Origin of the sequence: Thermopetrobacter sp. TC1 (assembly GCF_000746275.1) — a bacterium.
Lineage (GTDB): Bacteria > Pseudomonadota > Alphaproteobacteria > Rhizobiales > Aestuariivirgaceae > Thermopetrobacter.
Genome location: NZ_JQKX01000013.1, coordinates 225,502 through 247,308, shown reverse-complemented (window position 1 = coordinate 247,308; position 21,807 = coordinate 225,502). Strand labels below are relative to the sequence as shown.

Below are 21,807 nucleotides of genomic sequence, written 5' to 3'. Positions count from 1 at the left end.
GTTCTCCCCGAGCATCCCGTTTTCGTCCCTCCCCCTGGTAAGGGGAGGGACAGGGAGGGAGTCGGGCCGCAGACGCATGAGGTTATTGCCCGCCCCCTCCCGGCCCCTGCGGGGCCGACCTCCCCCTACCAGGGGGAGGAAGGGAACCACCAGCACCATCCCGCAACGAACAACGGTGCTCACGCCCGTTCCACGAAACTGGCCATGATGCGCTTGCGGCCCGCTTCGTCGAAATCGATGGTGAGCTTCATCCCTTCCGCCGCCACTACCGTGCCGGGGCCGAAGCGCGCATGCCGCACCCTGTCGCCGGCCTGATAGCTTGGTCCGGCATGGATGCGCAAATCCGGCGTCACCTCCTGGGCAAAGCGCTTTCGCGTCATAGGATTTTGCCGCTTCTCTTTTTCGCCAGCCGCCGCCCCGTCCGCAGCCGGCGCATCCACCGTCCAGGGCACATCCATCACCGGGCCGTCATCCGCACCACCGTCAGCAAAGCCGCCTGCGCCCTGCCGCCCCGTCCGCTGCCGGGCAAACAGCGGATCGCCCGCGGCCTCCACCGTCACATGCTCCGCCGGCAGTTCGTCTATGAAACGCGAGGGGTGCGCCGGCTGCCACGTGCCATGCACCTGCCGCATGCGCGCAAACGAAATCACCGCCCGCCGCTTCGCCCGCGTCAGGGCCACATAGGCAAGCCGCCGCTCCTCCTCCAGCCCGGCGGCACCGGATTCGTCCAGCGCCCGCTGATGCGGAAACAACCCTTCCTCCCAGCCGGGCAGAAACACCGTATCAAACTCCAGCCCCTTGGCGGCGTGCATGGTCATCAGCGTGACCTTCTCCGCCCCCGCCAGCTGATCGGCTTCCATCACCAGCGCCACATGCTCTAGAAAGCCGCCAAGCGTATCGAAATCCTCCATCGCCCGCTGAAGCTCCTTGAGGTTCTCAAGCCGCCCCTCCGCCTGCACGGACTTTTCCGCCTTCAGCATATCCACATAGCCGGATTCCTCCAGCACCACGCCGAGAAGTTCCGCCGGCGCCATGTCCTGCGCCTGGGCCCGCCAGCGCGCAAGCGACAGCAGCAGATCCTCCAGACTTTTGCGGATCTTCGGGCTCAAGCCCCCTTCCGCCACCAGCATCTCCGCCGCGTGATAGAGCGAGACCTTGCGGTCGCGGGCGCGATCATGGATCTTGCGCAGGCTCGCCGCGCCGATGCCGCGCTTGGGCACGTTGATAATACGCTCGAAAGCGAGATCGTGATCGGGCCCGTGGATCACCTTGAGATAGGCCAGCGCATCACGCACCTCCTTGCGCTCGAAGAAGCGCGGCCCGCCCACCACCTGATAGGGCAGGCCGATCTCGATGAACCGCTCTTCCAGCGCCCGCATCTGAAACGAGGCCCGCACCAACACCGCAATCTCCCCGGCTGCATGCCCCTGCGCCAGGAACGCCTCGATATCGTCGGAAATGGCGCGCGCTTCCTCCGCATCGTCCCGGTGCGCCCGCAGCCGCACCTTCTCGCCCGTGCCCGCCACCGCCGTCAGCTCCTTGCCCAGCCGCGCGCGGTTGTGCGCAATCAGGCGGTTGGCCGCGCCGAGAATGTGGGCAGTGGAGCGATAGTTGCGCACCAGGCGGATAACCTTCGCCTGCGGAAAGTCCTTGGGAAAGCGCAGGATATTGCTCACCTCCGCCCCGCGCCAGCCATAGATGGACTGATCGTCATCGCCCACGCAGCAGATGTTGCCGTTCTCTCCCGCCAGCAGCCGCAGCAGCAGATACTGCACCGTGTTGGTATCCTGATACTCATCAACGAGAATGTAACGGAACCGCCGGCGATATTCGGCGAGCAGATCGGCATCCGCCTTGAGAAGGCGCAGCGGCAGCAGCAGAAGATCGCCAAAATCCACCGCATTGATCGCCCGCAGCCGCTCCTGATACAGCGCATAGACCTTCGCGCCCGCGCCGTTGGCGAAAGGTCCCGCCTCCTCTCCGGAGATATCCTCCGGCGCCAGCCCGCGGTTCTTCCACGAATCGATGAGCGCCGCCGCCGCCCGCGCCGGGTGACGTTTCTCGTCGATGTCCAGAAGCTGCAACACCTGCTTGAGCAGCCGCACCTGATCGTCCGGATCCAGCACGGAAAAGCCGCTTTTCAGCCCCGCGGCTTCCGCATGCCGCTGCAGAAAGCGCATGCCGATGGCGTGAAAGGTGCCCAGCCAGGCCATGCCCTCCACGATATCGCCAATGAGGGCGCGGATGCGCTCCTTCATCTCCCGCGCCGCCTTGTTGGTGAAGGTCACCGCCAGGATCTGCCCGGGCCAGGCCCGCTGCGAGGCGAGAATGTGAGCCAGCCGCGTGGTCAGCGCCCGTGTCTTGCCCGTGCCGGCGCCGGCCAGCACCAGAACCGGCCCTTCCGTGGTCAGCACCGCCTCGCGCTGCTCCGGATTGAGCCCGGCCAGATAGGCAGGCTCGGCCTGCCCTGCCCCGGCCGCCACCAGGGCCTGCGCCGCCAGCGAGGCACCACCGCCCGCCGCCTCCGCCCCGGCGCCCGATGCGTCACCGGTGCCGGAAGGGTCCGGCAGGTTCTCGAAATCATCAAGATCGAAGGGATCGGCCATCTCCGCCCTGCATGCACGGGATCATGTTTTCCTTGCGTTCCTATCTAGCACGAATGGGCACAAGGGTGCGAGCGGCCGCGCGCCGTTTTCCTCATCGGTGCTCTTCCAGCTCCGCCTCCACCAGCGCGTCGTTATAGGCCTCAAGCGCCTTTGCATAATCTGCCCAGCCCACCAGCCTGCCCTTCGCATCCACCACCGCCAGCCGCGAATAGTTGCCGCGATTGAAGGTGCGCAGGGCCTTTTCCAGCGAATCGCCCGGCTCAAGCTGCGGGCGCTCGTCAAAGGGCTCGGGCACCGTGCGCGAGGCGCCCTTCTCCCGCGGCACCATGAAGGCCTTCACCGTCATCGTGCGCATGATGCGCCGATGCGGCCCGCTGGCCAGATCCAGCCCGCGCTGCTGCAGCTGCCAGTGAAAGAAGCTGCGCGCCGCCAGCACCTGCATCACCACCGCGGAAACCGACGTGGCCAGAAGCAGCGCGATGGTGATGTCATAATCCCGCGTCATTTCAAAAACGATCAGCGCCGTGGACAGCGGCGCCCCCAGGACACCGCCGGCCACCGCCGCCGTGCCCACCAGCGCATAGGCGCCCACGTCGGATGCCGCATTCGGCGCCACCAGCGCCACCAGATGCCCGACGATGCCGCCGGTCATCGCGCCCAGAAACAGCGACGGGGAGAACACGCCGCCGCCGAAGCGCGAGGCCAGCGTGATCGCCGTGGCCAGCATCTTCGCCCCCAGAAGCAGCAGCAGGAAGAGAAGATCATAGCGCCCGCGCAGCGCCTGGCTTGTGGCCTCATAGCCCACGCCGAGGATTTCCGGCACGAACATCCCCATCAGCCCGATGATCACGCCGCCCGCCACCGGCCGCAGCCACAGCGGCATGGGGATCTGCCGCGCCTTCAGATCGGCCGCCTCCACCGCCCGCAGGAACGCCACGGCCACGAAACCGGCCAGCAATCCCAGGAGCAGAAAGGCGGGCATTTCGAAATGGGAATGGATCGTCAGCTCCGGCAGCCTGAAAGCCGGCTGATCGCCAAGGTGAGAACGGATGATCAGCGCCCCGGCCACCGAGGCCAGCACCGTCGGCACGAAGGCGGACAGCGCATAGTGTCCGAGGATCACCTCATGCGCAAACAGCATGCCGGCGATCGGCGCATTGAAGGAGGCCGCCACCGCCGCCGCCGCCCCCGCCGCCATCAGCACCCGCCGCTGCGCCACCTTGAGCTGGCGAAAGGGCCGGAACATCTGGCTGGCGACACTGGCGCCGATATGCACAGCCGGCCCCTCCCGCCCGGCGGAAGCACCCGCGCCCAGTGAGATCATGGTGATCACCGCGCTCATCAACCCGTCTTTCCAGCCGATGACACCATGGCGCACATGCGCCGCCTCGATCACATCCGCCACGCCGGAAGCCCGCCGGTGCGGCGCCAGCCACACCAGCAACAGCCCCACCACCGCACCGCCGATAACCGGCCCGAGAAAGACGATGAACGGATGGGTGCGGGAAGCCTTGCTGGCAACGATGTTCTCCTGCCAGATATCCAGCCACAGCCACTGCACCGCGCCGATGCCCGTGCGAAAGAGCAAGACGGCATAGCCCGTGGCCACGCCAATGAGCGCCGCCAGCAGCCACACAAGCCACACCCGCTCCTGCCGCATGTGGCTGAACAGGCGGTTCCAGTGCGCCAGCGTGCGCGCGAAAAGGCCTTTTCCGGATGTTTCCGCCATGCCACACCCGCCCCGCAAAACCCCTCACGATCGTTCAAACTGCCGGTATTCATGCAACCCTGAAGAAAACACCGAATCCGCCGCCGTGTCCATCATACAGCCCGGCCGTGCTTGCCTCACCCCATCGTCACAACCGGGCGTCTCCCGGGCATCCGGGAGCGATTTATGCACGCGGTGATGACAATCAGGAATGGCTCTTCCGGTCTCAAGGCTTACCGCCGGAAGGATATTACACCTCCTCGCCGGAAGAGGTTTCCAACCTCTTCCGAAGCCTTTCGGCGGGTTTTTAACCCCGCCCAAAGCATGGATGGCGGGGTAATATACCCTGCCAAAACGTTCCGGAACGGGATACAATCCCGTTCCGGCATTCTGTTTTCATACGGCTCAGTTCAAGCCTGGCGAATGCCATCGCCTCCAAAACCCTCTCAGCGCCTCACCGATCCCTTTTGCGGCGGATGCCGATTTTGGCGCCGGCCTCGGGCGGCCAGGGCAGGTTTTGCGTGCTTTCGCGAAGCCTGCGAAACACCGCCAGCGTGTCCGCATCCATCTCTGCAGAGCGCCGGGTCGTCATGTTCACGTGCAGAAAGAGAATTTCCATGGTCGCCGCGCGAAAACCCTTCTCCTCATGCAGCATGGTGAAAAAGGCGTGCACCTTCTTGGCATCGAAATCCAGCACCCGGTAGACGATGCGCACATGCTCTCCCGCCAGCACCTCGCGCAAGTAATGATGCATGGTCGCCAGCGCGAAGAACGACCCGCCCGTGCGCGCCCGCCAGTCCGCGCCCAGTCCGACGTCCTCCAGCATGTCGTCCAGCGCCCGCTCAAACAGCACGCCATACCAGGCCATGTTGAGATGACCGTTGTAATCGCACCACGCCTTCTCCACCTCCCGCACCGGGCCGGCCTGCGGCAGCGTGCGCTCGATCTCGAGGATGTCCATCAAACCTTCCCCTGCGATATGTTCATTTGAACATTGTTCTTTCGTCTTATAGAGGTTAGTTTTTCTGACCTTCAGACAAGTGACATCCGTGCGAAGCCTTGGCTAGGATGGCCTGTGGTCGGAAAAGTTTTCCGCACGGAACGGACCGGGGGAAGATGTAACAGAGGGGTGCGCCATGGCAAGGGCGCTCAAGATCACCTGTCGAAAGGACATGGATGTGTCTGCGGCCATCGAGCGGCTGACCAGCCTTCTTGGGGAAAGGCTCAGCCTTGCCGAGGCGGTGCGCATTCAGCATGCCGATGATCCCACCTGGAACCCTGCCCTGCCGCCGGATGCCGTCGCCTTTGCCGAATCGGAGGCGGAAGTGGCGGAGATTGTCCGCATCTGTGCCGACTGTCGCGTACCCCTTATCCCCTATGGCGCCGGCACCTCGCTGGAAGGCCACATCGCCGCGCCCTGCGGCGGCATCAGCCTGGATTTATCGCGCATGAACGCCATTCTCGAGGTGCGCCCCGAGGATCTTGACTGCCGTGTTCAGCCCGGCGTCACCCGCCGCCAGCTCAACAGCTATCTGCGCGATACCGGCCTGTTCTTCCCCATCGACCCCGGTGCCGATGCCACCATCGGCGGCATGGTCTCCACCCGCGCTTCCGGCACCAATGCCGTGCGCTATGGCACCATGGCCGAAAACGTCAAGGCCCTGCGCGTCGTGCTCGCCAATGGCGAGATCATCCACACCGGCAGCCGCGCCCGCAAGTCCGCCTCCGGCTATGATCTCACCCGTCTTTTCGTCGGCGCGGAAGGCACCCTCGGCATCATCACCGAGATCACCCTGAAACTGCATGGCATTCCGGAAACCGTCATCGCCGGCATTTGCAATTTTCCCGACATCGGCGCCGCCTGCGAGGCCGTGATCGAGACCATTCAGATCGATCTGCCCGTGGCCCGCATCGAGCTTCTCGATGCCGCCACCATCGCCATGGTCAATGCCTATTCCGACCTCGACCTGCCGGAGCGCCCCACCCTGTTCGTGGAATTCGCCGGCACCGGCACCGCCATTCATGAGCAGATCGAGATTTTCACCGGAATCGTGCAGGATCACGGCGGCGTGCCCGGCACCTGGGCTGAACGCGAGGAAGACAGACGCCGCCTCTGGCGCGCCCGGCACGATGTCTTCTGGGCGGCCAAGAGCGCCAATCCCGGCATGGTGGCCATGACCACCGACGTCTGCGTGCCCATTTCGCGGCTGGCCGAGTGCGTCACCGAAACCCAGAAGGACATGCGCGCGCATGATCTCTCCGGCGCCATTGTCGGCCATGTCGGGGATGGCAATTTTCATGTCATTCTCTTCGCCCCGCCCAACGATGATGTGCAAAAGGAGCGCATCGAAGCCTTTGCCGAGCGGCTGGTTGAGCGCGCCCTTGCCATGGACGGCACCGCCACCGGCGAACACGGCATCGGCATGGGCAAGCTCGCCTACATGGAAAAGGAACACGGCCGCGCCCTTCATGCCATGCGCGCCATCAAGCAGGCCCTTGACCCCCTGAACATCCTCAACCCCGGCAAGGTCCTGCCCCCTGAGACCTCGTTGCACAAAGGCTGACCGGCGAAATCGCCCCGCGCCCCCGCCCAAGCCCTTGTTTTTAAATCTGGGGGGTTGTGTGGGGCGCATCGGTGCCCAAGAAAATTCGGGAAGCGTGCTGTTGCCGCCAAATCGACTGGGAAAAATGACTTTTCATGAGTTAGGAAGTTGTTGTTTAACTCATTGATAAACAACAATAAAACGTCATTGCCGGGCCTTGTCCCGGCAATCCAGGGCCAAAATCCGATGCGGTCTTGGTGGGCCATGGTGTTCACCAGCAGGCTTGACTTGTATCGCATGGAAAAAAATGCCGGAACGGGATTGTATCCCGTTCCGGAACATTTTGGCGGGGTATATTACCCCGCCATTCACGCCTTAGGCGGGGTTGTAAACCCCGCCGAAACGTTCCGGAAGGATATGAAATATCCTTCCGGCGGTAGTCCCTTTCAAGGACAGAGACCAGTAGAACCGTTCTTGACTGCCATAGCCACATGAGTAAAACGCCCCTGGATACCCGGGACAAGCCCGGGTATGACGTTTTCCCATTGTTCTTCAATGAATTAAACAAACACCTGTCGTCGGAAGCTAAATTGGTCTCAGTGCAGCGGGCGGCATGCAGGAAGAGCGCTTGATCCTAACCTCCCCCTGATAGGGGGAGGTCGGCGCGAAGCGCCGGGAGGGGGTCGGGCCACAAACGCATGAGTAAATGAATTGAGATACCGGCTTTCGCCGGTATGACGATGTATGTGTCGTGGAGTATGTTCTAAGACTTAAGCGATGCCACCGCCGCGTTTTTCCGTGGGCAATGCAACCGGGCGCGGGCTTACGTGCATCCCATGTCATCTGCTATAAGCGCGGGCGGGATCATGCCATCATGGAAGGGTCATGTCCGTCTGGCGCTCGCCTTTGCTGTATCTGGGTATCGCCATCATCCTGTTGGTGACGGCAGCCCTTGCCGCGCCCTGGTTCATCGACTTCAACCGCTACCGCGACCGCATCAGCGCCTGGGGCGCGGAGCTCACCGGCCGCCCCGTGAAGATCCGCGGAGAGGTTGAGGTGCGCCTCTTTCCCTGGCCCACCATCACGCTCAATGACGTCACCGTGGCCAATCCGCCGGGCGCCACCCAGCCGGCCTTTCTGGAGGCGGAACGCATCACCGCCCGCCTCTCTCTCGCCGCGTTGCTTTCCGGCCGTCTGGAGGTGGAGCGCGTGGATTTCGAAAAGCCGCAGCTTGCGCTGGAGCGGCTGAAAAACGGCACGGGAACCTGGAAGTTAAGGCCGCATGAAGGCGTACACCTGCCCTTCCCGCCGGATCGCATCGCCATCGCCGGCATTCACGTGCATGACGGCACCATCCTGCTTGCCGATGCTCGTCGTGGCGGCATCGCCCGTCTGGAGAAGGTTTCCGCCACTATAACCGCCCCGCGCCTGACCGGCCCCTGGCGCATAGCGGCCACGGCGACCATGCAGGATCAGCCCGTGACCATCCGCATCAGTACCGGCCGCATCCGGCCGCAAAAACCCGTCTCCTTTGCGGTGCGGGTGGAACCTGCCGGCGGCGATGGTCTTTCCTGGTCGCTCTCGGGAGACTTGAACAGCCCGAAACCCGGCCAGATGCAGGCCGATTTGCGCATCGTGCCGGTTTTCGGCAAGGGCAAGGCCGACCGCGCCACCGGCCTGATGCTTTATGCGATCAGCGCCCGCGTGGAAGGCAATCTCGATGATCTCTGGCTGCGCAAGATCGAGGCCGCGCCCCTTTCCGCCGCCCATGCCGCCAACACCATCACCGGCGAGGCCCATATCGTCACCGGTCCGGTCATCGAGGCGGCCCTTTCGCTCAAGGCCGGGCGCTTCGACATCGACTGGCTCATCGGCAAGGACGCCCGCACCAGCCTCTTTGGCCCGCAAGGGCTTTATGAACTGGCCGCCCTGACGCAGATGCTCCCCGAGGATGTCCTGCTGCAACTGGATCTGTCGGTCTCCTCCCTGCGCATCGGCGGCGAGAGCCTGAACAATTTCCACACCGTCATCGATGCCGATATCGACCGCATCGCCATCGAAAGCCTCAGCACCACCCTGCCCGGGGGCAGCCGCCTGGCCTTTCACGGCCAGCTTCTGCCCCTGTCTGACCTGCCCCAGCTTTCAGGTGATGTGGATTTTGAAAGCCGTGATCTGCGCGGTTTTGTCTTCTGGGCCCTGCCGGCGCATCAGGCAGCACTGGCCCGCCTCTGGCGCGGGGCCCGCGGCCGGCTCTCCCTGAATGCCAAACTGGATGCCTCCCCCGCCGCCCTGCGCCTTAGCGACGGCCGCTTCACCCTGGATGACTCACAGGGCACCCTCGCCCTCACCCTCGGCAAGGAGGCCCTGGATCTCACCATTGACGCCAGGACGCTGAACATTGACCGGTACATCCCCTCCGGTCTTGCCGCCCCGGAAGGTGAAGGCAACCCCGGCACCGCCCTTTTGGAGCTCATCGCCGCCGCCATGCAGTTTGGCGACACCCGCGCCGATGTGAAAGCGGGGCGTCTTCATCTCTGGGGCCTGCCGATGAAGGGCGTGGACATCGCGCTCGCCGTTACCGCCGAGAAAGCGCAGATTTCCCGCTTTGACATCGCCGATCTCGCCGGCGTGCGCATGCAGGCGCAGGGTGCGCTCACCTTCCCCGACGATACCGTGAAAGGCGAAATCACCGCCCGCATCACCGCCCGCGATTCCGCCCGCCTTTGGCGGCTGCTTGCCGGCTATGGCGAAAAGACCGCGCCCGATTGGCTTGCCGGCCTAGGCGGCATGGACCTCTCATTCACCGCCACCGCCCGTGGCGTTGAGGAGGGTGCCGATGTACAGGCGCTGCTGAAGGGCAAGGCCGGCCCGATGGATGTGAACCTTCAGGCCGGCTGGCGCGGTCGCCTCTCCCGCTGGCGTGAAGGCACGCTTGATGTGAACGCCGAAATTGCCGCACCGCGCTCAACCCCGCTTCTGGCGCTCATCCGCTCGCGCCTAGCTGCGCGCTCATCCCGCGCCAAAGATTCGGCACAGGCCAAAAGCCGCATCGATCCGCCGGCCAGGGCCGCCCTTGTCATGAAAGGCCGCCCGCAAAAGGATGTGGCCACCACGTTATCGCTTGAGCTTGCGGGCCTGGACCTGCGTTTTGAAGGGGCCGTGCGCAATCCGAACACCGAGAGCGGCTGGACCGGTCAGGGCCGCCTTGCCGCCCGCACATCCCGCGCCGGATCCGCCCTTGCCCTGTTCGGGCTGGGAGCGCCCTCATCCATGCCCAACACGTTCTGGGCCGAGGCCGATGCCGCCTTCTCCCCCGGCCATATCCGCCTGCGCAAGCTGCATGGCAATGTGGGCGAAGCCGCCTTCGCCGGCGAACTCTCCCTTGCCCGCAGCGAAGAAGACTTCACAGCGCAACAGACGCTTGAGACCAGTGCCCGCACCTGGCGCATCAAGGGGAGTATCCATGCGGATTATCTCACGGCAAGCGCGCTTCTCTCTCCCTTGCTCACCGCACCCGCCAGCCCAGACGGCCGTTTCCGCCCCAAGGTGTTGGAATCCCTGCCCTTCAGCCGCATCGAGATGAACGCCGATGTCATGGCCGTTGTACCCGGCTTGTCCCTGAAAGACGGCAAACTCCTGCTTGCGCATGAGCGCCCCGGCCTGACCATCACCCTAACCGCCGGCAGCCCGCCAAAGGCCGGTCAGCAACAACCGCCAAAGCAAAGCGCCGCTTCAGGTGAGCAGGCGCTCAAGGAAGGCCTTTTTCTCTCCGCCCTCTTCAAGCAGGCACGCACCGGGCTTGTCGTCTCCGGCAAAACGCGCATGCGCCTCGCCACCGCCCGGCACCTGATCCGGACAGATGGCACGCCTCTGTTCAGGGGAGCCTTGCAGGCCAAAGCCACCTTTCAGACAGCGGGGCGCACGCTTCTGTCCCTGCCCGCCAATCTTGAAGGTTCCGGCCGCCTCATTCTCAGCCACGGACACTGGCCGCGCCTTGCCCCTGAAGCCTTTCTCAAGGCCGCCGCCCGCCTCAATGACGCCAACCGCCTCACCGCCCTTGTTAATTCCGTTCTGCTCAAGGCGGATGCCGCCCTGCCCTTCCCCGGCGCATCCCTGCCCTTCACCATCAAGGCAGGCGTGCTTTCGCTCTCGCCCTTCGCCTGGCAGCCCAGGCCTGACCTGAACGCGCGCCTGCAGGCGCTTGCCGATGCCGGAAAAGCCGCACTGGATATCAGCCTCGAATTCACACCGCGCAAAGTGAAGGACGATCAGCCCGGTTTTGCCATCGCCTTTGCCGGTTCGCCGCGCGCCTTGCAGCCCCTGCCGCAGCTTGATGCGCTCAAGGACTGGGTTGCCGTCACCGCCCTGAAGCGCTCCATGGCGAAACTGGAACGCATCGAGCGCGAACGCCGTCGCATTCTGGAGGAGGAATCCGCTTTCGAGCGCCGTCAGGTTCTGTTCGAGCGTTGGCGGCAATGGGCCGAGGAGCGGGCAAGAAAGGAGGCCGCCTTCCGCGCCCGCGTCGAATCCCTGCTGGTGAAGACCGAAAAAGCCCGCCGCCAGACCGCGCGCACGCTGCGAAAGACCCTGGAGCGTGAAGCCTTCCGCCGCCAGATCGAGCGCGAACGCCGCATGCTCGAGGAGCGCCGCCGCCGGTTGAAAAACCGGCGCGAGCAGGGCCGGATGTCGCCGGCAAAACCGGTCGAACCGGCCGGAAATGCCAAACCGGCCAAATCCGCAAGCCCTGAGGGCGATGCACACAAATCCGGCACCATGACACCGGATACTCAGACCTCCCCGTCATCCCGGCAGAAGGGAACATCGCCGGCCGAAAGCGCCACCACCGATGACACCATCAGCGCCATTTTGCGCAGCCTGCGGCAGAATGCCGGCGCTCACGGGGCAGATGACACCAAGGCGCCGCCTACGCCGCCGGCATCTTCAGCGTCCCAAGAAAAGCCCGCATCAAGACAGAGAGGCAACAAAACGTCGAAAGTCGTGAAAGGCCGGGCCGCAAGCCCCAAAAGCAGAGCGGCGCAACCCGTCTCTCTTCAGCCGGACATGCCTCCCACGCCCAGAAAGCGCCCGGGCCTGCCAAAGCGCAAGCCATCTGCGGCTTCCGCCGTCACTCTTAAGGAAAGCAAGGACACCTCGCGCAGCGGCCCCATTGCCATCACCCCCTTGCCACCGCCGCGTCCGCAGCAACATCCGGCCACGCCCGAGGTTTCGGAATCACAGCCGGCTCGCATCATTCCGCCGCCCAAGCAGCCGCAAACCCAGCGCCGTCACCGGGTAATCACAAACTTTGGCGCCCGCCGCTGATCGTGTCCATGATAAAAGGCGCGCACGCCCACTTCGCGACACAACGTTGCCAATTCCTTTTAATTGCACAGCAAACCAGTGAGCATGAACGCGCGCCACACGATGCCCTGCCAGGAAAATCGTGTATTAGCACCCTTGCTTGAGATCACGCCGCCTTCACTTCATAGCCCTCATTCTCGGCGCGGCGAATGACGATTTCCCGCGGACGCACATTAGGCACCGTACGGCGCGCCAGCTCTTCCGTCGTGACATCAAGATCGATGTCTAGCTTCTCCGCCGCCAAACGACGCACGACCGTATCCGCATTGCCGTCGATGGGAATTTCCTCCTTTTCCCAGCGAGCAATCGTCTGCGCATCCCGGTGCAGCAACTGCCCAAGCTCCGCCTGTGTCATTCCCATTTCCGTGCGCAGGAAGCGCAGTTCCTTGCCGGACATGGCGCCTTCACGCCGCAGGATCCCTTCCGCTATGGCCTTGTGCAGCGCGCCAATGGCGGGAATGCACACCACCTCCTCACCATCAGCATCGCGCGTGATCTCCACGCCTTCAACGATGACATTGTCCAGCCCGCACTCCACGTAATGGTAGCGCTTCATGGTATGGCCTCCAAAACCAGTGTCATTTTTCATCTTTCCACATGACGGTGACAATCTTGATATTGTTTCCTTTCTCCGCATCCGGAACAACGATCACGCGCACCGTCCTGTTGCCGGAGTTCGGCGTCGTGGATTCGATGGCATATCTGTAGCAGCCCGGAACATGCTTGCAGGGTACGGGTTCTTCATAGACAAAGCCATGTTTGAGCACATAAAGCACATCGCCCATGATAAGAGAGCGTTCCAGCATGCGTTGTGCTGCGTGGCGCGTTGTGAACACGGTCTGACCACTTTCAGCACTGCGCTGCGCGATGTGCCTTATGTACTCGGTCGCATCAGCGGGCTTCCAGGGCTGCTCCTTCATCTGCCACCTATCATTTTGATAGGTATAGAAGCTGAAAAAAGAGTCAACAATATGATGAACAGCAATGCGCTGTCAGCATGCCTCACCCTTTCTTCAGCCCCACAAGCTGCAGGAATTCCTCCTCGCTGATGATCTTGATGCCCAGTTCCTGCGCCTTTTTCAGCTTGGAGCCGGCGCCGGGGCCCGCCACCACGAGATCGGTCTTGCGCGACACCGAGCCGGCGGCGTGACCACCCAGCCGCTCCACGATGTCCTTGGCCTCATCCCGCGTCATGGTGGAAAGCGCGCCGGTGAACACCACCGTCTTGCCGGCCAGCGGGCTGCTCTCGGCGGGCACTTCCTCCGCCTCCACCGTCACCTCTTTCAGAAGCTGATCGATGACCTCCCAGTTGTGTGCCTCATTGAAGAAATTGTGCAGCGCCTCCACCACCACCGGCCCCAGGCCGTCGATATTGTCGATTTCCTGCGCCACCGGACAGTCGCGATCCTTGCCGATCTGGCGCATGCCTTCGATGAAGGCCTCGATGGTGCGGAAATGCCGCGCCAGAATGCGTGAGGTCACCTCCCCCACATGCCGGATGCCCAGCGCGTAAATGAAGCGGTCAAGCGCAATGTGCCGCCGCGCATCGATGGCGCGGAAGAGATTCTCGATCTTCTTCTCGCCCCAGCCCTCAAGGCAGTGAATGCAGATCTCGCCCTTTCGCTCGCGCTCCTCCAGCGTGAAGATATCCGCCGGCGTGCGGATGAACTTGTGATCGAAGAACTGCTCGATGGCCTTCTCGCCCAGCCCCTCGATATCAAACGCCCGTTTGGAGACGAAATGCTTGAGCCTTTCCACCACCTGCGCCGGACAATACAGTCCGCCGGTGCAGCGGCGCACCGAATCCAGCTTGCCCGTGCGCGGATTGAACTCGCGCACGGCCTTGGAGCCGCACACCGGGCAGTGATCCGGAAACTGATAGGGCCTGGAATCCGGCGGCCGCTTTTCCAGGATCACATCCACGATCTGCGGGATCACGTCGCCTGCGCGCTCCACCACCACCGTATCGCCGATGCGGATGTCCTTGCCGTCGCGGATCGGCTGACCATCGGCACCGATGCCCTTGATGTAATCCTCGTTGTGAAGCGACACGCGCGAGACGATGACACCGCCAATATTCACCGGCTCCAGAATGCCAACCGGCGTGAGCGCACCGGTGCGGCCCACATGGATCTGAATGTCCTGAAGCACCGTAATGCCCCGGTGCGCCGGGAATTTGTGGGCAATGGCCCAGCGCGGATTGCGCTGCACGAAGCCCAGCCGCCCCTGCCAGTCGAAGCGGTTGACCTTGTAAACAACGCCGTCGATGTCGAAATCGAGATCAGGCCGCTTCTCCAGCATGCGCTCGTGATAATCGATCAGCGCGTCCACACTCTCGTGTAGCTCCAGAAGATCGCTGACCGGCACACCCCAGCGGCGATAGCAATCATAAAGCTCCCATTCCGTCTGCACCGGCATTTCCGACACCTCGCCGCGCCCCCAGGCATAGAAGCGTAAAGGGCGCTGCGCCGTAATCGACGGATCCAGCTGCCTGAGCGATCCGGCCGCGGCATTGCGCGGGTTGGCAAAGGGCTTCTCTCCCTTTTTCTGCTGCTCTTCATTGAGCTTCATGAAGGCGGAAATGGGCATGTAGACTTCGCCGCGGATCTCGAACACCTCCGGGACATCCGCGCCCTTAAGCCGCTGAGGAATGTCGGCAATGGTGCGGGCATTGGCGGTCACATCCTCGCCCTCGTAACCATCGCCGCGCGTGGCCGCCAACACCAGTTCGCCCTTCTCATAGCGCAAGGATATGGACAAGCCGTCGAACTTGGGCTCCGCGGTGAAGACGATTTTCTCATCCGCCGACAGACCCAGAAAGCGGCGGATGCGCCTGTCCCAGTCATAAACATCCTGCGGATCGAAGGCATTGGCCAGCGAAAGCATGGGCACCGCATGCTTCACCTTGCGGAAGCCCGCCGCCGGCGGCGCCCCCACCCGGCGCGAGGGGGAATCGGGACGGATGAGATCGGGAAAGCGCGCCTCGATGGCCTCGTTGCGCCTTCTCAGCGCGTCATATTCGGCATCGGTGATGACCGGGGCGTTCTCCACATAATAGTGATAATCATGCTCGGCGATCTCCTTGGCCAGCCGCTCCAGCTCCTTCGCCGCTTCCTCGCGGGTCAGCTCCTCCACCGGCTTGCGGCGCAGTTCATCATAATCGAGAACGCCCATGGTTCACCTCCGCTTGTCCCATCCCGGCCCTTGCCCCTAAGCCCCGTGTTCAGGCCCGCGGTCTGTCTCTTGGGCAATGCCTCCTTCAACCGCCCAGCAGCCGCGCCGCCTGGGCCCGGGCCTCTTCCGTGATCTCATGCGCCGAGAGCATGCGCGCGATCTCCTCCAGCCGCGCTGAACCGGAAACGGCGCGCACCTGCGTGCGCACGCCCGCCTCGTCACCTGCGGCAACCAGATCCTTGTGAATGACATGGTGATGATCGGCCAGGGCCGCAACCTGCGGCGAATGGGTCACCGCCAGAACCTGCAGCCCGCTGCGCGCCAGGGTCTTCAGGCGCTCGCCCATCGCCGCCGCCACCGCGCCGCCCACGCCGGTATCGATTTCATCGAAGACCAGAACCGGCGCCGAGCCCCGCTCCGCCAGCGCAACCTTCAGCGCCAGCATGAAGCGGGACAGCTCGCCGCCCGAAGCGATCTTGCCCAGCGGCCCCGGCGCCGCGCCCGGATTGGTGGCCACGAGAAACTCCACGCGGTCCATGCCCTCCGGCCCGGCCAGCGCCTCGTCACTGTCAATGGCGGTGACAAATCGGGCTTTCTCAAGCTTCAGCGGCGCAAGCTCTTCCGCCACGCGCGCATCCAGTTTCTGCGCCGCCGCCCGCCGCGCCTGTGAAAGCGCCCGGGCCTGTTCAAAATAATGCGCCCGCGCCTCTTGCACCTGCTTTTCCAGATGGGCAAGGCGCCCTTCCCCTTCGGCCAGGGCATCGAGTTTCTCACGATAGGAGGCAAGCAGCGCCGGCAGCTCATCCACCATCACCTTATGCTTGCGCGCCGCCGCCCGCAGGGCAAAAAGCCGCGCCTCTGTCTCCTCCAGCGCCTTCTGGTCATAGACAAAGCGGCCGCCGGCCTCTTCCAGCAGGGCCTCGGCCTCGGCCAGCTCCACAAGCACCCTGTCGAAGGCATCGCAGACGTCATCTAAAAGACCGCCCGCCGCATCCCGCAGGCGCTCCAGCCGCTTCAATGCCGCGTTCATCCGCCCCGCCACCGGCGTGCCATTCACAAGAAGCGCCGCCTGCATGTCAGACAACGCCTCGGAGAAGCGCTCCGCATGCATCATCCGCTGCCGTTCCTCGGCCAGCCGCTCTTCCTCGCCCGGTTCCGGCGCAAGCTCCTCCAGCTCGTTGACCACATGCTCCAGCCAGTCCCGTTCCCGCTGCGCGGTTTCCAGGGCCTCCCGTTCCTGTTCAAGCGCACGCGCGGCCGCGCGCCATGCCTGCCAGGCGGCACGCACCGCCGCCACCTGCGCCTCCAGCCCGCCAAAGGCATCGAGCAGCGTGCCATGCCGCCCGGCATCCATCAGCGCCCGCGCATCATGCTGGCCATGAATCTCCACCAGCATCTCGCCCACCCGCCGCAAGGTGGAGACAGACACCGGCTCGCCGTTGATCATCGCCCGCGAGGCACCGGAGGCTTTCTGCACCCGCTTGAGGATGATCTCGCCCGGCTCGTCCACGCCAATGCCCTCTTCCTCAAGCAAGGCGAAAACGGGATGATCGGCAGGCAGAACATACCGCGCCGTGACCACGCCCTGCTCCGCGCCGCGCCGCACCAGACCGGCATCGCCGCGCGCGCCCAGCGCAAGCCCCAGCGCATCAAGCAGAATGGACTTGCCCGCGCCTGTCTCGCCGGTAAAGACGACCAGGCCCGCGCCCGGCTGAAGTTCCAGGGCCTCGATCAGCACGATGTCGCGGATGAACAGCGCTTCCAGCATCGGCACATCGCCTTCTGGCCTCAAACCGACCTCACTTTGGCATCCTGACAGACGTGATTAGCCCAATCCGGCCGCTGCGGCAAAGACATACGGAAAAAGCCACAAGCCTTCATCCACACACGCCCCATGATGGAACAAGGAGCAGCGTATATGACCGGAGAATTGCACGCTTGCGAAAAATAAAGCAAATTGCTACATGTTGCTACATCATGCAAATTTGTTTGTGGGAGGTAGGGCCATGAGCGTTCCCTGGTTCAGGAGCATGGATCATGGAAATCCTCTTTTCGAAAGAAGGATGGCGCGCCCTTCTTGAGATGAAACACCGGGGAATGAATGTAACCGGCGTTTTGGAAGAACTCAGACAGGAGCTCATGAATATTCCTCCGGAGAAATTCAGGCCCACCCGCAGTGGATTATTCGCCATCCGTATCAGAGGCATGCTTTTCCGCATCAGGGAACGAGAAAAAGGACACCGTTACGAAGTCATTCTCGTCAGCCTGTTCTGAAATTCATTGAACGAGATCCAGGTAGAGACCATGAACACGAATGAAAGTCCCGGATCACTGAACGCACGGACAACACCCGAAGTGCGTGAACTGGCCCGGCAGGTTGAAAAGCTCTCCGCACAGGTCACGGCTCTCGCCGAAGAAATCGAATGGCTGAAGGCCGAAAAAATCGTGACACGCATAGACAAAGAGGAAGAAACGCTCATTCCGCTGGAGGTGCTTCAACGTGTCATCGATGACGATGTTTCGCCCTTGAAAGCCATCCGCGAGTGGCGCGGCCTCACGCAAGGCGCACTGGCCAAGCGCATAGGGACGGCCAAAAATTATATCTCTCAATTGGAGACCGGCCGTCGCAAGCCGGGGCGTAAAATCCTCTATCGCCTGGCGGAAGCGCTCAATGTCCCTCCGGAGGTCCTGTTAGACTGAACAGCACTTTGATGATGTGTATGTATATCCTCACCCATCACACATCACACCATCTTCGTCATGCCTCGTAAATCAAAGGGCAATTAAACCTGACTGAAAATTTTCAAATTACCTGCGCCCCACGCATCTTGTCCGCGCCCCACTTAAAGTATTGTCAGCAAAAGCGCCAGGCAACGAGCGGCATGAAAATGCGCTGAAGACGCGGCTCTTTTAAGTTCAGACGCTTAAGGCCAATCACCCATTAGACTTTTGACAAATGCGCGCTGCTGTGCAGAGTCTGGGCTGAACGGCAACGGGGCGCACGGGGGAGGAAATGCCGATTTCGCCGTTCATCATCATCATCTGATGAGAGAAGAGAGGAAAGAAGAAGAGGGAAGGAGAAAGGGAAACATGAACGTGCGCAAGGCTCTGTTCGCGGCCGTGATCGCCGCATCCGGCCTCGCCCTTGCCGGGCAGGCCATGGCCGCCTCGCCGTGGGGTCTGTGGAAGCGTCCCAACGGGGAAATCGCCAAGGTCTGGAAATGCGGTGGCGGCATGTGCGGTGCCATCGAGAAGGGCAAGAAGAAGGGCTTCGTGATGTTCAAGGGCATCAAGAAGGCCGGCAGCGTCTGGAAGGGCGACATGAAACACCCCAGTATGCCCGGCTTCATGACCTTCAACGGCACCGTCAAGCTGCTCTCGGCCAACAAGCTGAAGGTTCAGGGCTGCGCCATCGGCCAGTCCATGTGTGACGCCGAGACCTGGGTGCGCGTGAAATGACACTCCCTGCGGCCGGCGGAAAACCACCCGCTTGAACGGCTTCTTCCACCGGCCAAAGGGAACAAGCCAAAAGACGCCGGTGCCCCTCCCGCACCGGCGTCATTATGTTTACGCGTAACGATCGCGGCCTGATCAGCTACCCGGCATTCAGGAATCGCAGGCGTTCGGAAAGGCCGGTGGCATAGCCCATGGCGCGTTTGTAAGGCGAGGCCAGCAGGCGCTCATGCCGTTCCAGCCTTTTTCGGCCGAGCATGACAAGGGCCAGATCCTCGGCCGCTTTCATCAGGCCTTCGGCAAGATCAACCGCCGCTTCCGCCCTTCTGTGCATGAGGGCGAGCACGCCATGTGTGGAATCGATGTCCTGCACGGTCACATCCCCTTTCGCGCATGCCGGCAGGGCCTGGCCCAGACGCTGCACCTGCCGCTGCATGTACACCGCTGCCGATGCCGGCAAGGCCCCGGGGTGAACCGGCAGCCCCAGCCGGACCGCTCCCTGATGATGCACCGGCAGCAGCAGGATCAGATGCGGATGCAGCGGAAAAAGCCCCTCCGCCAGCGCCGGATCATTCAACGGATGCGCATGCCAGCAGGCCTCCGGAATCAGCGGCAGGGCCTTTACCTGCGCCAGAGGCGGCAGAGAAGCGTTGATCGCGGCGATCGCCGCCTCAGCCCGCCGCTGCAGTTCCGCCCGCTTCATGCCGGCCGCTTCCATGCCCGCCAACTCCTCACGATTCCCCCGAATGATCTAGCAGGCAAAAGAAAAACACGACCGGCTGAAGATCCGGTGAACGCCTCCGTGACCTGACACCGACGGCTGAAAAATCATTCCCCCGGCAAGGATGATCCAAAAGGATCATGCAATGTGCGGGCCCTCACCAGCTTTCTTCATACATCTTCACCGCCCGGTTCATTTCCGCCAGAAGCGGCAGGTTGAGCCGGGCGATGGCCTTCAGGTTTTCCGGTGTTGCCGGCCTGGACAGCAGCGGCTTGAACTGCCCCCACAGGGAAAAGACCTTGTCAAGCTGCGCCCGGATCTTCGGATCCTTTGTCGGCGGCAGGATGTCATTGCCGTCCTTGAGGCCTTTGAGCGTGGTCTCGAACAGCGCCATGGTGCGCGCAAGATTCTGCCGGTTTTTCTCAGGCTCGATCTTCAGCGCCACCAGAAGGTATTCCTTCGTCATCTTCTGGGTGAGCATGCGCTGCCGGCCGGAGAGATTGATGACAAGGGCAAGCTCGGCCGTATCCGTTCCCGCCGCCTTTTCAAACAGCTTCACCGCCTTGTTCATTTCCGCAAGCAGCGGCAGATTTTCCTTCGCAATCCGCTCCAGCACCGGCCGCGAAACATCCCCGGCCGCCACCTTCTCGATCAGCGGCTTGAAGCGCCGCCACAGACCTTCCACCTTTTTCAGCTGCGCAAGGATCTTCTCGTTGGGCGCCGGGGCCAGTTTGAGCGCCTCATCGCCCTGCATCAGACCTTTCAGCGTGCGCTCAAACAGCGCGGCCGTCCTGGCTGCGTTCTGGCGGTTCTCCTCCGGATCCACGCCCAACGCCACCAGAAACGCCTCCTTGCTCATCTTCTGGGTGAGCATGCGCTGCCGGCCGGACAGGTTGATCTGCACGGCAAGCTCCGCCGAGGACTGCTCCACGATGGCATTGAGCTGGCTCATGATGTCAGCTTGCGCCCGCGCCGGAAAAACGGCGCCCTTAGCAAGCGCGATCATCATGCCCGCCATCAGGAAGGACGAGACATAAGACCTGAAGGGAAGGCGTAATCTTGCGAAACGTCCGGACATGCTCTCTCACCCGCTCGCTGACAGACGCTTTTTGGCCAAACCGGCACCGCCCAACACAAAAGGGCCGAAGAACCGCTCCGACCCTCTTGCGCCACCCCATGCCCACCATGATTTCGGATTATGCCGGGCCTGCCCCTGGCGGCGCGTTGATCTGCATCAAGATTTGTGAATGTCAATCCGCTTTTGGTTCCAAAATCCTCTCCGCATCCCCGCCATGATCAGCCGGGAATGATCTTTCTGAAGGCCCGGGAAATCCAGGAACCCGTGTTCTCCTTGGGGCTTAGGCCCTCCTTGTTCAGCAGGGCATAGGCATCGCGATACCACTGCGAATTGGGAAAGTTGTGCCCGAGCACGGCCGCCGCCGTCTGTGCCTCGCCGCGCACGCCCAGCGCCAGATAGGCTTCCACCAGGCGATAGAGCGCCTCCGGCGTGTGCGCCGTTGTCTGATAGTCCTGAATCACCGTCTTGAAGCGGTTGATGGCGGCCAGATAATTGCCCCGCTTCAGATAATAGCGCCCCACTTCCATTTCCTTGCCGGCCAGGTGATCCCGCGCCAGCTTCGCCTTGGCCAGGGCGTCCTCGGCATAGGGCGTGCCCGGATAGCGCCGGGCAATCTCCTCCAGCTCCTCAAGCGCCTTGCGCGCCTCCGTCGGATCACGGCGCACATCACCGATCCGCTCATAATCGGACAGCGCGATCAGATAATGCGCATAGGGCGCATCCTTGTGCCCCGGATGCAGGGTGAGAAACCGTTTGGCCGCCGCGATCGCCTCATCATAGGCATTGCGTTGATACTGGGCGTAGGCCTGCATGAGAATGGCCTTGGTCGCCCACTTGGAATAGGGGTGCTGGCGCTCCACCTCGGCGAACTTCTTGGCCGCGGTCTTGTATTCCCGTTTCTTGAGGGCCTCAAGCCCGGCGTTGTAAAGCTCCATGATCGGCTTGGCATCATCCGTGGCCGCCTCCATGCCGGGAGACACCGCATCGGAAGAGCCGGTGGGCTTGCCGATCAGATAGTCCGTCAGCTCGTTGCCGGAGCAGGCAGCAAGCAGGCCGGCCAGCCCCAGAGCGGCAAGGCTCCTGCCCATGCTGCCAGACAGACGCGCCAGACCGGTTCCTGCCCCATGCCGTTTTTTCATCACGCCACTGCTCCTGTTGGCCCT

Annotated in this window: 15 protein-coding genes; 5 read left to right on the top strand and 10 right to left on the bottom strand. The window is 62.9% G+C overall.

The features are described 5' to 3' along the window. Positions 1-179: 179 nt before the first annotated feature. The 3 genes from EK16_RS02160 to EK16_RS02150 all read right to left on the bottom strand — a co-directional run bounded on the left by EK16_RS02160 (position 180) and on the right by EK16_RS02150 (position 5,275). Entirely contained in the window at positions 180-2,606 is a 2,427-nt protein-coding gene (locus EK16_RS02160) for a UvrD-helicase domain-containing protein (protein ID WP_081910164.1), read from the bottom strand. Between the two features lie 91 nt (positions 2,607-2,697). Next, a complete protein-coding gene (locus tag EK16_RS02155) occupies positions 2,698-4,335 on the bottom strand; it encodes a chloride channel protein (protein ID WP_051928788.1) in 1,638 nt (545 codons plus the stop codon). 433 nt (positions 4,336-4,768) lie between these two features. Next, the gene (locus EK16_RS02150) at positions 4,769-5,275 is read right to left on the bottom strand and encodes a thioesterase family protein (protein ID WP_051928787.1); all 507 of its coding nucleotides are present in this window, start codon (positions 5,273-5,275) and stop codon (positions 4,769-4,771) included. A 175-nt stretch (positions 5,276-5,450) separates the two neighbouring features. On the opposite strand from EK16_RS02150, the gene EK16_RS02145 reads away from it, so the two are divergent. Then, positions 5,451-6,878 carry an FAD-binding oxidoreductase gene (locus EK16_RS02145; RefSeq protein WP_038034096.1) on the top strand — a complete coding sequence of 476 codons (1,428 nt, stop codon included), beginning with the start codon at positions 5,451-5,453 and terminating at the stop codon, positions 6,876-6,878. A gap of 864 nt (positions 6,879-7,742) precedes the next feature. After that, positions 7,743-12,179 (top strand): AsmA family protein, encoded by a 4,437-nt coding sequence (locus EK16_RS02140; protein ID WP_038034094.1) that lies wholly within the window; start codon positions 7,743-7,745, stop codon positions 12,177-12,179. Between the two features lie 145 nt (positions 12,180-12,324). On the opposite strand, the gene EK16_RS02135 is transcribed toward EK16_RS02140, so the two are convergent. The 4 genes from EK16_RS02135 to recN form a co-directional block, all read right to left on the bottom strand. Next, positions 12,325-12,774: a helix-turn-helix domain-containing protein gene (locus tag EK16_RS02135; protein ID WP_038034092.1), complete on the bottom strand. Its 450-nt coding sequence runs from the start codon at positions 12,772-12,774 to the stop codon at positions 12,325-12,327. Between the two features lie 22 nt (positions 12,775-12,796). Next, a complete protein-coding gene (locus EK16_RS02130; protein ID WP_038034088.1) occupies positions 12,797-13,138 on the bottom strand; it encodes a DUF4258 domain-containing protein in 342 nt (113 codons plus the stop codon). Positions 13,139-13,220: 82 nt separating this feature from the next. After that, positions 13,221-15,392: an NAD-dependent DNA ligase LigA gene (gene ligA / locus EK16_RS02125; protein ID WP_051928786.1), complete on the bottom strand. Its 2,172-nt coding sequence runs from the start codon at positions 15,390-15,392 to the stop codon at positions 13,221-13,223. An 85-nt stretch (positions 15,393-15,477) separates the two neighbouring features. Next, complete coding sequence (recN, locus tag EK16_RS02120; RefSeq protein ID WP_038034084.1) at positions 15,478-17,160, bottom strand: DNA repair protein RecN; 1,683 nt, start codon at positions 17,158-17,160, stop codon at positions 15,478-15,480. Between the two features lie 269 nt (positions 17,161-17,429). Here recN and EK16_RS02115 point away from each other — a divergent pair, with 269 nt between their 5' ends. The 3 genes from EK16_RS02115 to EK16_RS02105 all read left to right on the top strand — a co-directional run bounded on the left by EK16_RS02115 (position 17,430) and on the right by EK16_RS02105 (position 18,851). Further along, a complete protein-coding gene (locus EK16_RS02115; protein ID WP_038034080.1) occupies positions 17,430-17,666 on the top strand; it encodes a hypothetical protein in 237 nt (78 codons plus the stop codon). Between the two features lie 30 nt (positions 17,667-17,696). Then, on the top strand, positions 17,697-18,092 hold the full coding sequence (locus EK16_RS11275; RefSeq protein WP_051928785.1) for a helix-turn-helix domain-containing protein: 396 nt from the start codon (positions 17,697-17,699) through the stop codon (positions 18,090-18,092). 390 nt (positions 18,093-18,482) lie between these two features. Then, on the top strand, positions 18,483-18,851 hold the full coding sequence (locus tag EK16_RS02105; RefSeq protein ID WP_197059578.1) for a DUF2147 domain-containing protein: 369 nt from the start codon (positions 18,483-18,485) through the stop codon (positions 18,849-18,851). Positions 18,852-18,987: 136 nt separating this feature from the next. Here EK16_RS02105 and EK16_RS11270 read toward each other — a convergent pair whose 3' ends face one another. The 3 genes from EK16_RS11270 to EK16_RS02085 all read right to left on the bottom strand — a co-directional run bounded on the left by EK16_RS11270 (position 18,988) and on the right by EK16_RS02085 (position 21,783). Beyond that, entirely contained in the window at positions 18,988-19,563 is a 576-nt protein-coding gene (locus EK16_RS11270) for a hypothetical protein (RefSeq protein ID WP_051928784.1), read from the bottom strand. A gap of 160 nt (positions 19,564-19,723) precedes the next feature. Further along, a complete protein-coding gene (locus tag EK16_RS02090; RefSeq protein ID WP_197059577.1) occupies positions 19,724-20,575 on the bottom strand; it encodes a type IV pili methyl-accepting chemotaxis transducer N-terminal domain-containing protein in 852 nt (283 codons plus the stop codon). A gap of 287 nt (positions 20,576-20,862) precedes the next feature. Further along, positions 20,863-21,783, bottom strand: a complete 921-nt coding sequence (locus tag EK16_RS02085; RefSeq protein ID WP_038034073.1) for an outer membrane protein assembly factor BamD — start codon at positions 21,781-21,783, stop codon at positions 20,863-20,865. Positions 21,784-21,807: the final 24 nt, after the last annotated feature.

What these genes read in the sequence shown, in the direction of transcription:
- ligA (WP_051928786.1), bottom strand. Translation starts at nt 15,392, where the DNA reads ATGGGCGTTCTCGATTATGATGAACTGCGCCGCAAGCCGGTGGAGGAG.
- EK16_RS02155 (WP_051928788.1), bottom strand. Translation starts at nt 4,335, where the DNA reads ATGGCGGAAACATCCGGAAAAGGCCTTTTCGCGCGCACGCTGGCGCAC.
- EK16_RS02105 (WP_197059578.1), top strand. Translation starts at nt 18,483, where the DNA reads ATGAACGTGCGCAAGGCTCTGTTCGCGGCCGTGATCGCCGCATCCGGC.
- EK16_RS02140 (WP_038034094.1), top strand. Translation starts at nt 7,743, where the DNA reads ATGTCCGTCTGGCGCTCGCCTTTGCTGTATCTGGGTATCGCCATCATC.
- EK16_RS02130 (WP_038034088.1), bottom strand. Translation starts at nt 13,138, where the DNA reads ATGAAGGAGCAGCCCTGGAAGCCCGCTGATGCGACCGAGTACATAAGG.
- EK16_RS02160 (WP_081910164.1), bottom strand. Translation starts at nt 2,606, where the DNA reads ATGGCCGATCCCTTCGATCTTGATGATTTCGAGAACCTGCCGGACCCT.
- EK16_RS02090 (WP_197059577.1), bottom strand. Translation starts at nt 20,575, where the DNA reads ATGATGATCGCGCTTGCTAAGGGCGCCGTTTTTCCGGCGCGGGCGCAA.
- EK16_RS02135 (WP_038034092.1), bottom strand. Translation starts at nt 12,774, where the DNA reads ATGAAGCGCTACCATTACGTGGAGTGCGGGCTGGACAATGTCATCGTT.
- EK16_RS02115 (WP_038034080.1), top strand. Translation starts at nt 17,430, where the DNA reads ATGGAAATCCTCTTTTCGAAAGAAGGATGGCGCGCCCTTCTTGAGATG.
- EK16_RS11275 (WP_051928785.1), top strand. Translation starts at nt 17,697, where the DNA reads ATGAACACGAATGAAAGTCCCGGATCACTGAACGCACGGACAACACCC.
- EK16_RS02150 (WP_051928787.1), bottom strand. Translation starts at nt 5,275, where the DNA reads ATGGACATCCTCGAGATCGAGCGCACGCTGCCGCAGGCCGGCCCGGTG.
- EK16_RS11270 (WP_051928784.1), bottom strand. Translation starts at nt 19,563, where the DNA reads ATGGAAGCGGCCGGCATGAAGCGGGCGGAACTGCAGCGGCGGGCTGAG.
- recN (WP_038034084.1), bottom strand. Translation starts at nt 17,160, where the DNA reads ATGCTGGAAGCGCTGTTCATCCGCGACATCGTGCTGATCGAGGCCCTG.
- EK16_RS02085 (WP_038034073.1), bottom strand. Translation starts at nt 21,783, where the DNA reads ATGAAAAAACGGCATGGGGCAGGAACCGGTCTGGCGCGTCTGTCTGGC.
- EK16_RS02145 (WP_038034096.1), top strand. Translation starts at nt 5,451, where the DNA reads ATGGCAAGGGCGCTCAAGATCACCTGTCGAAAGGACATGGATGTGTCT.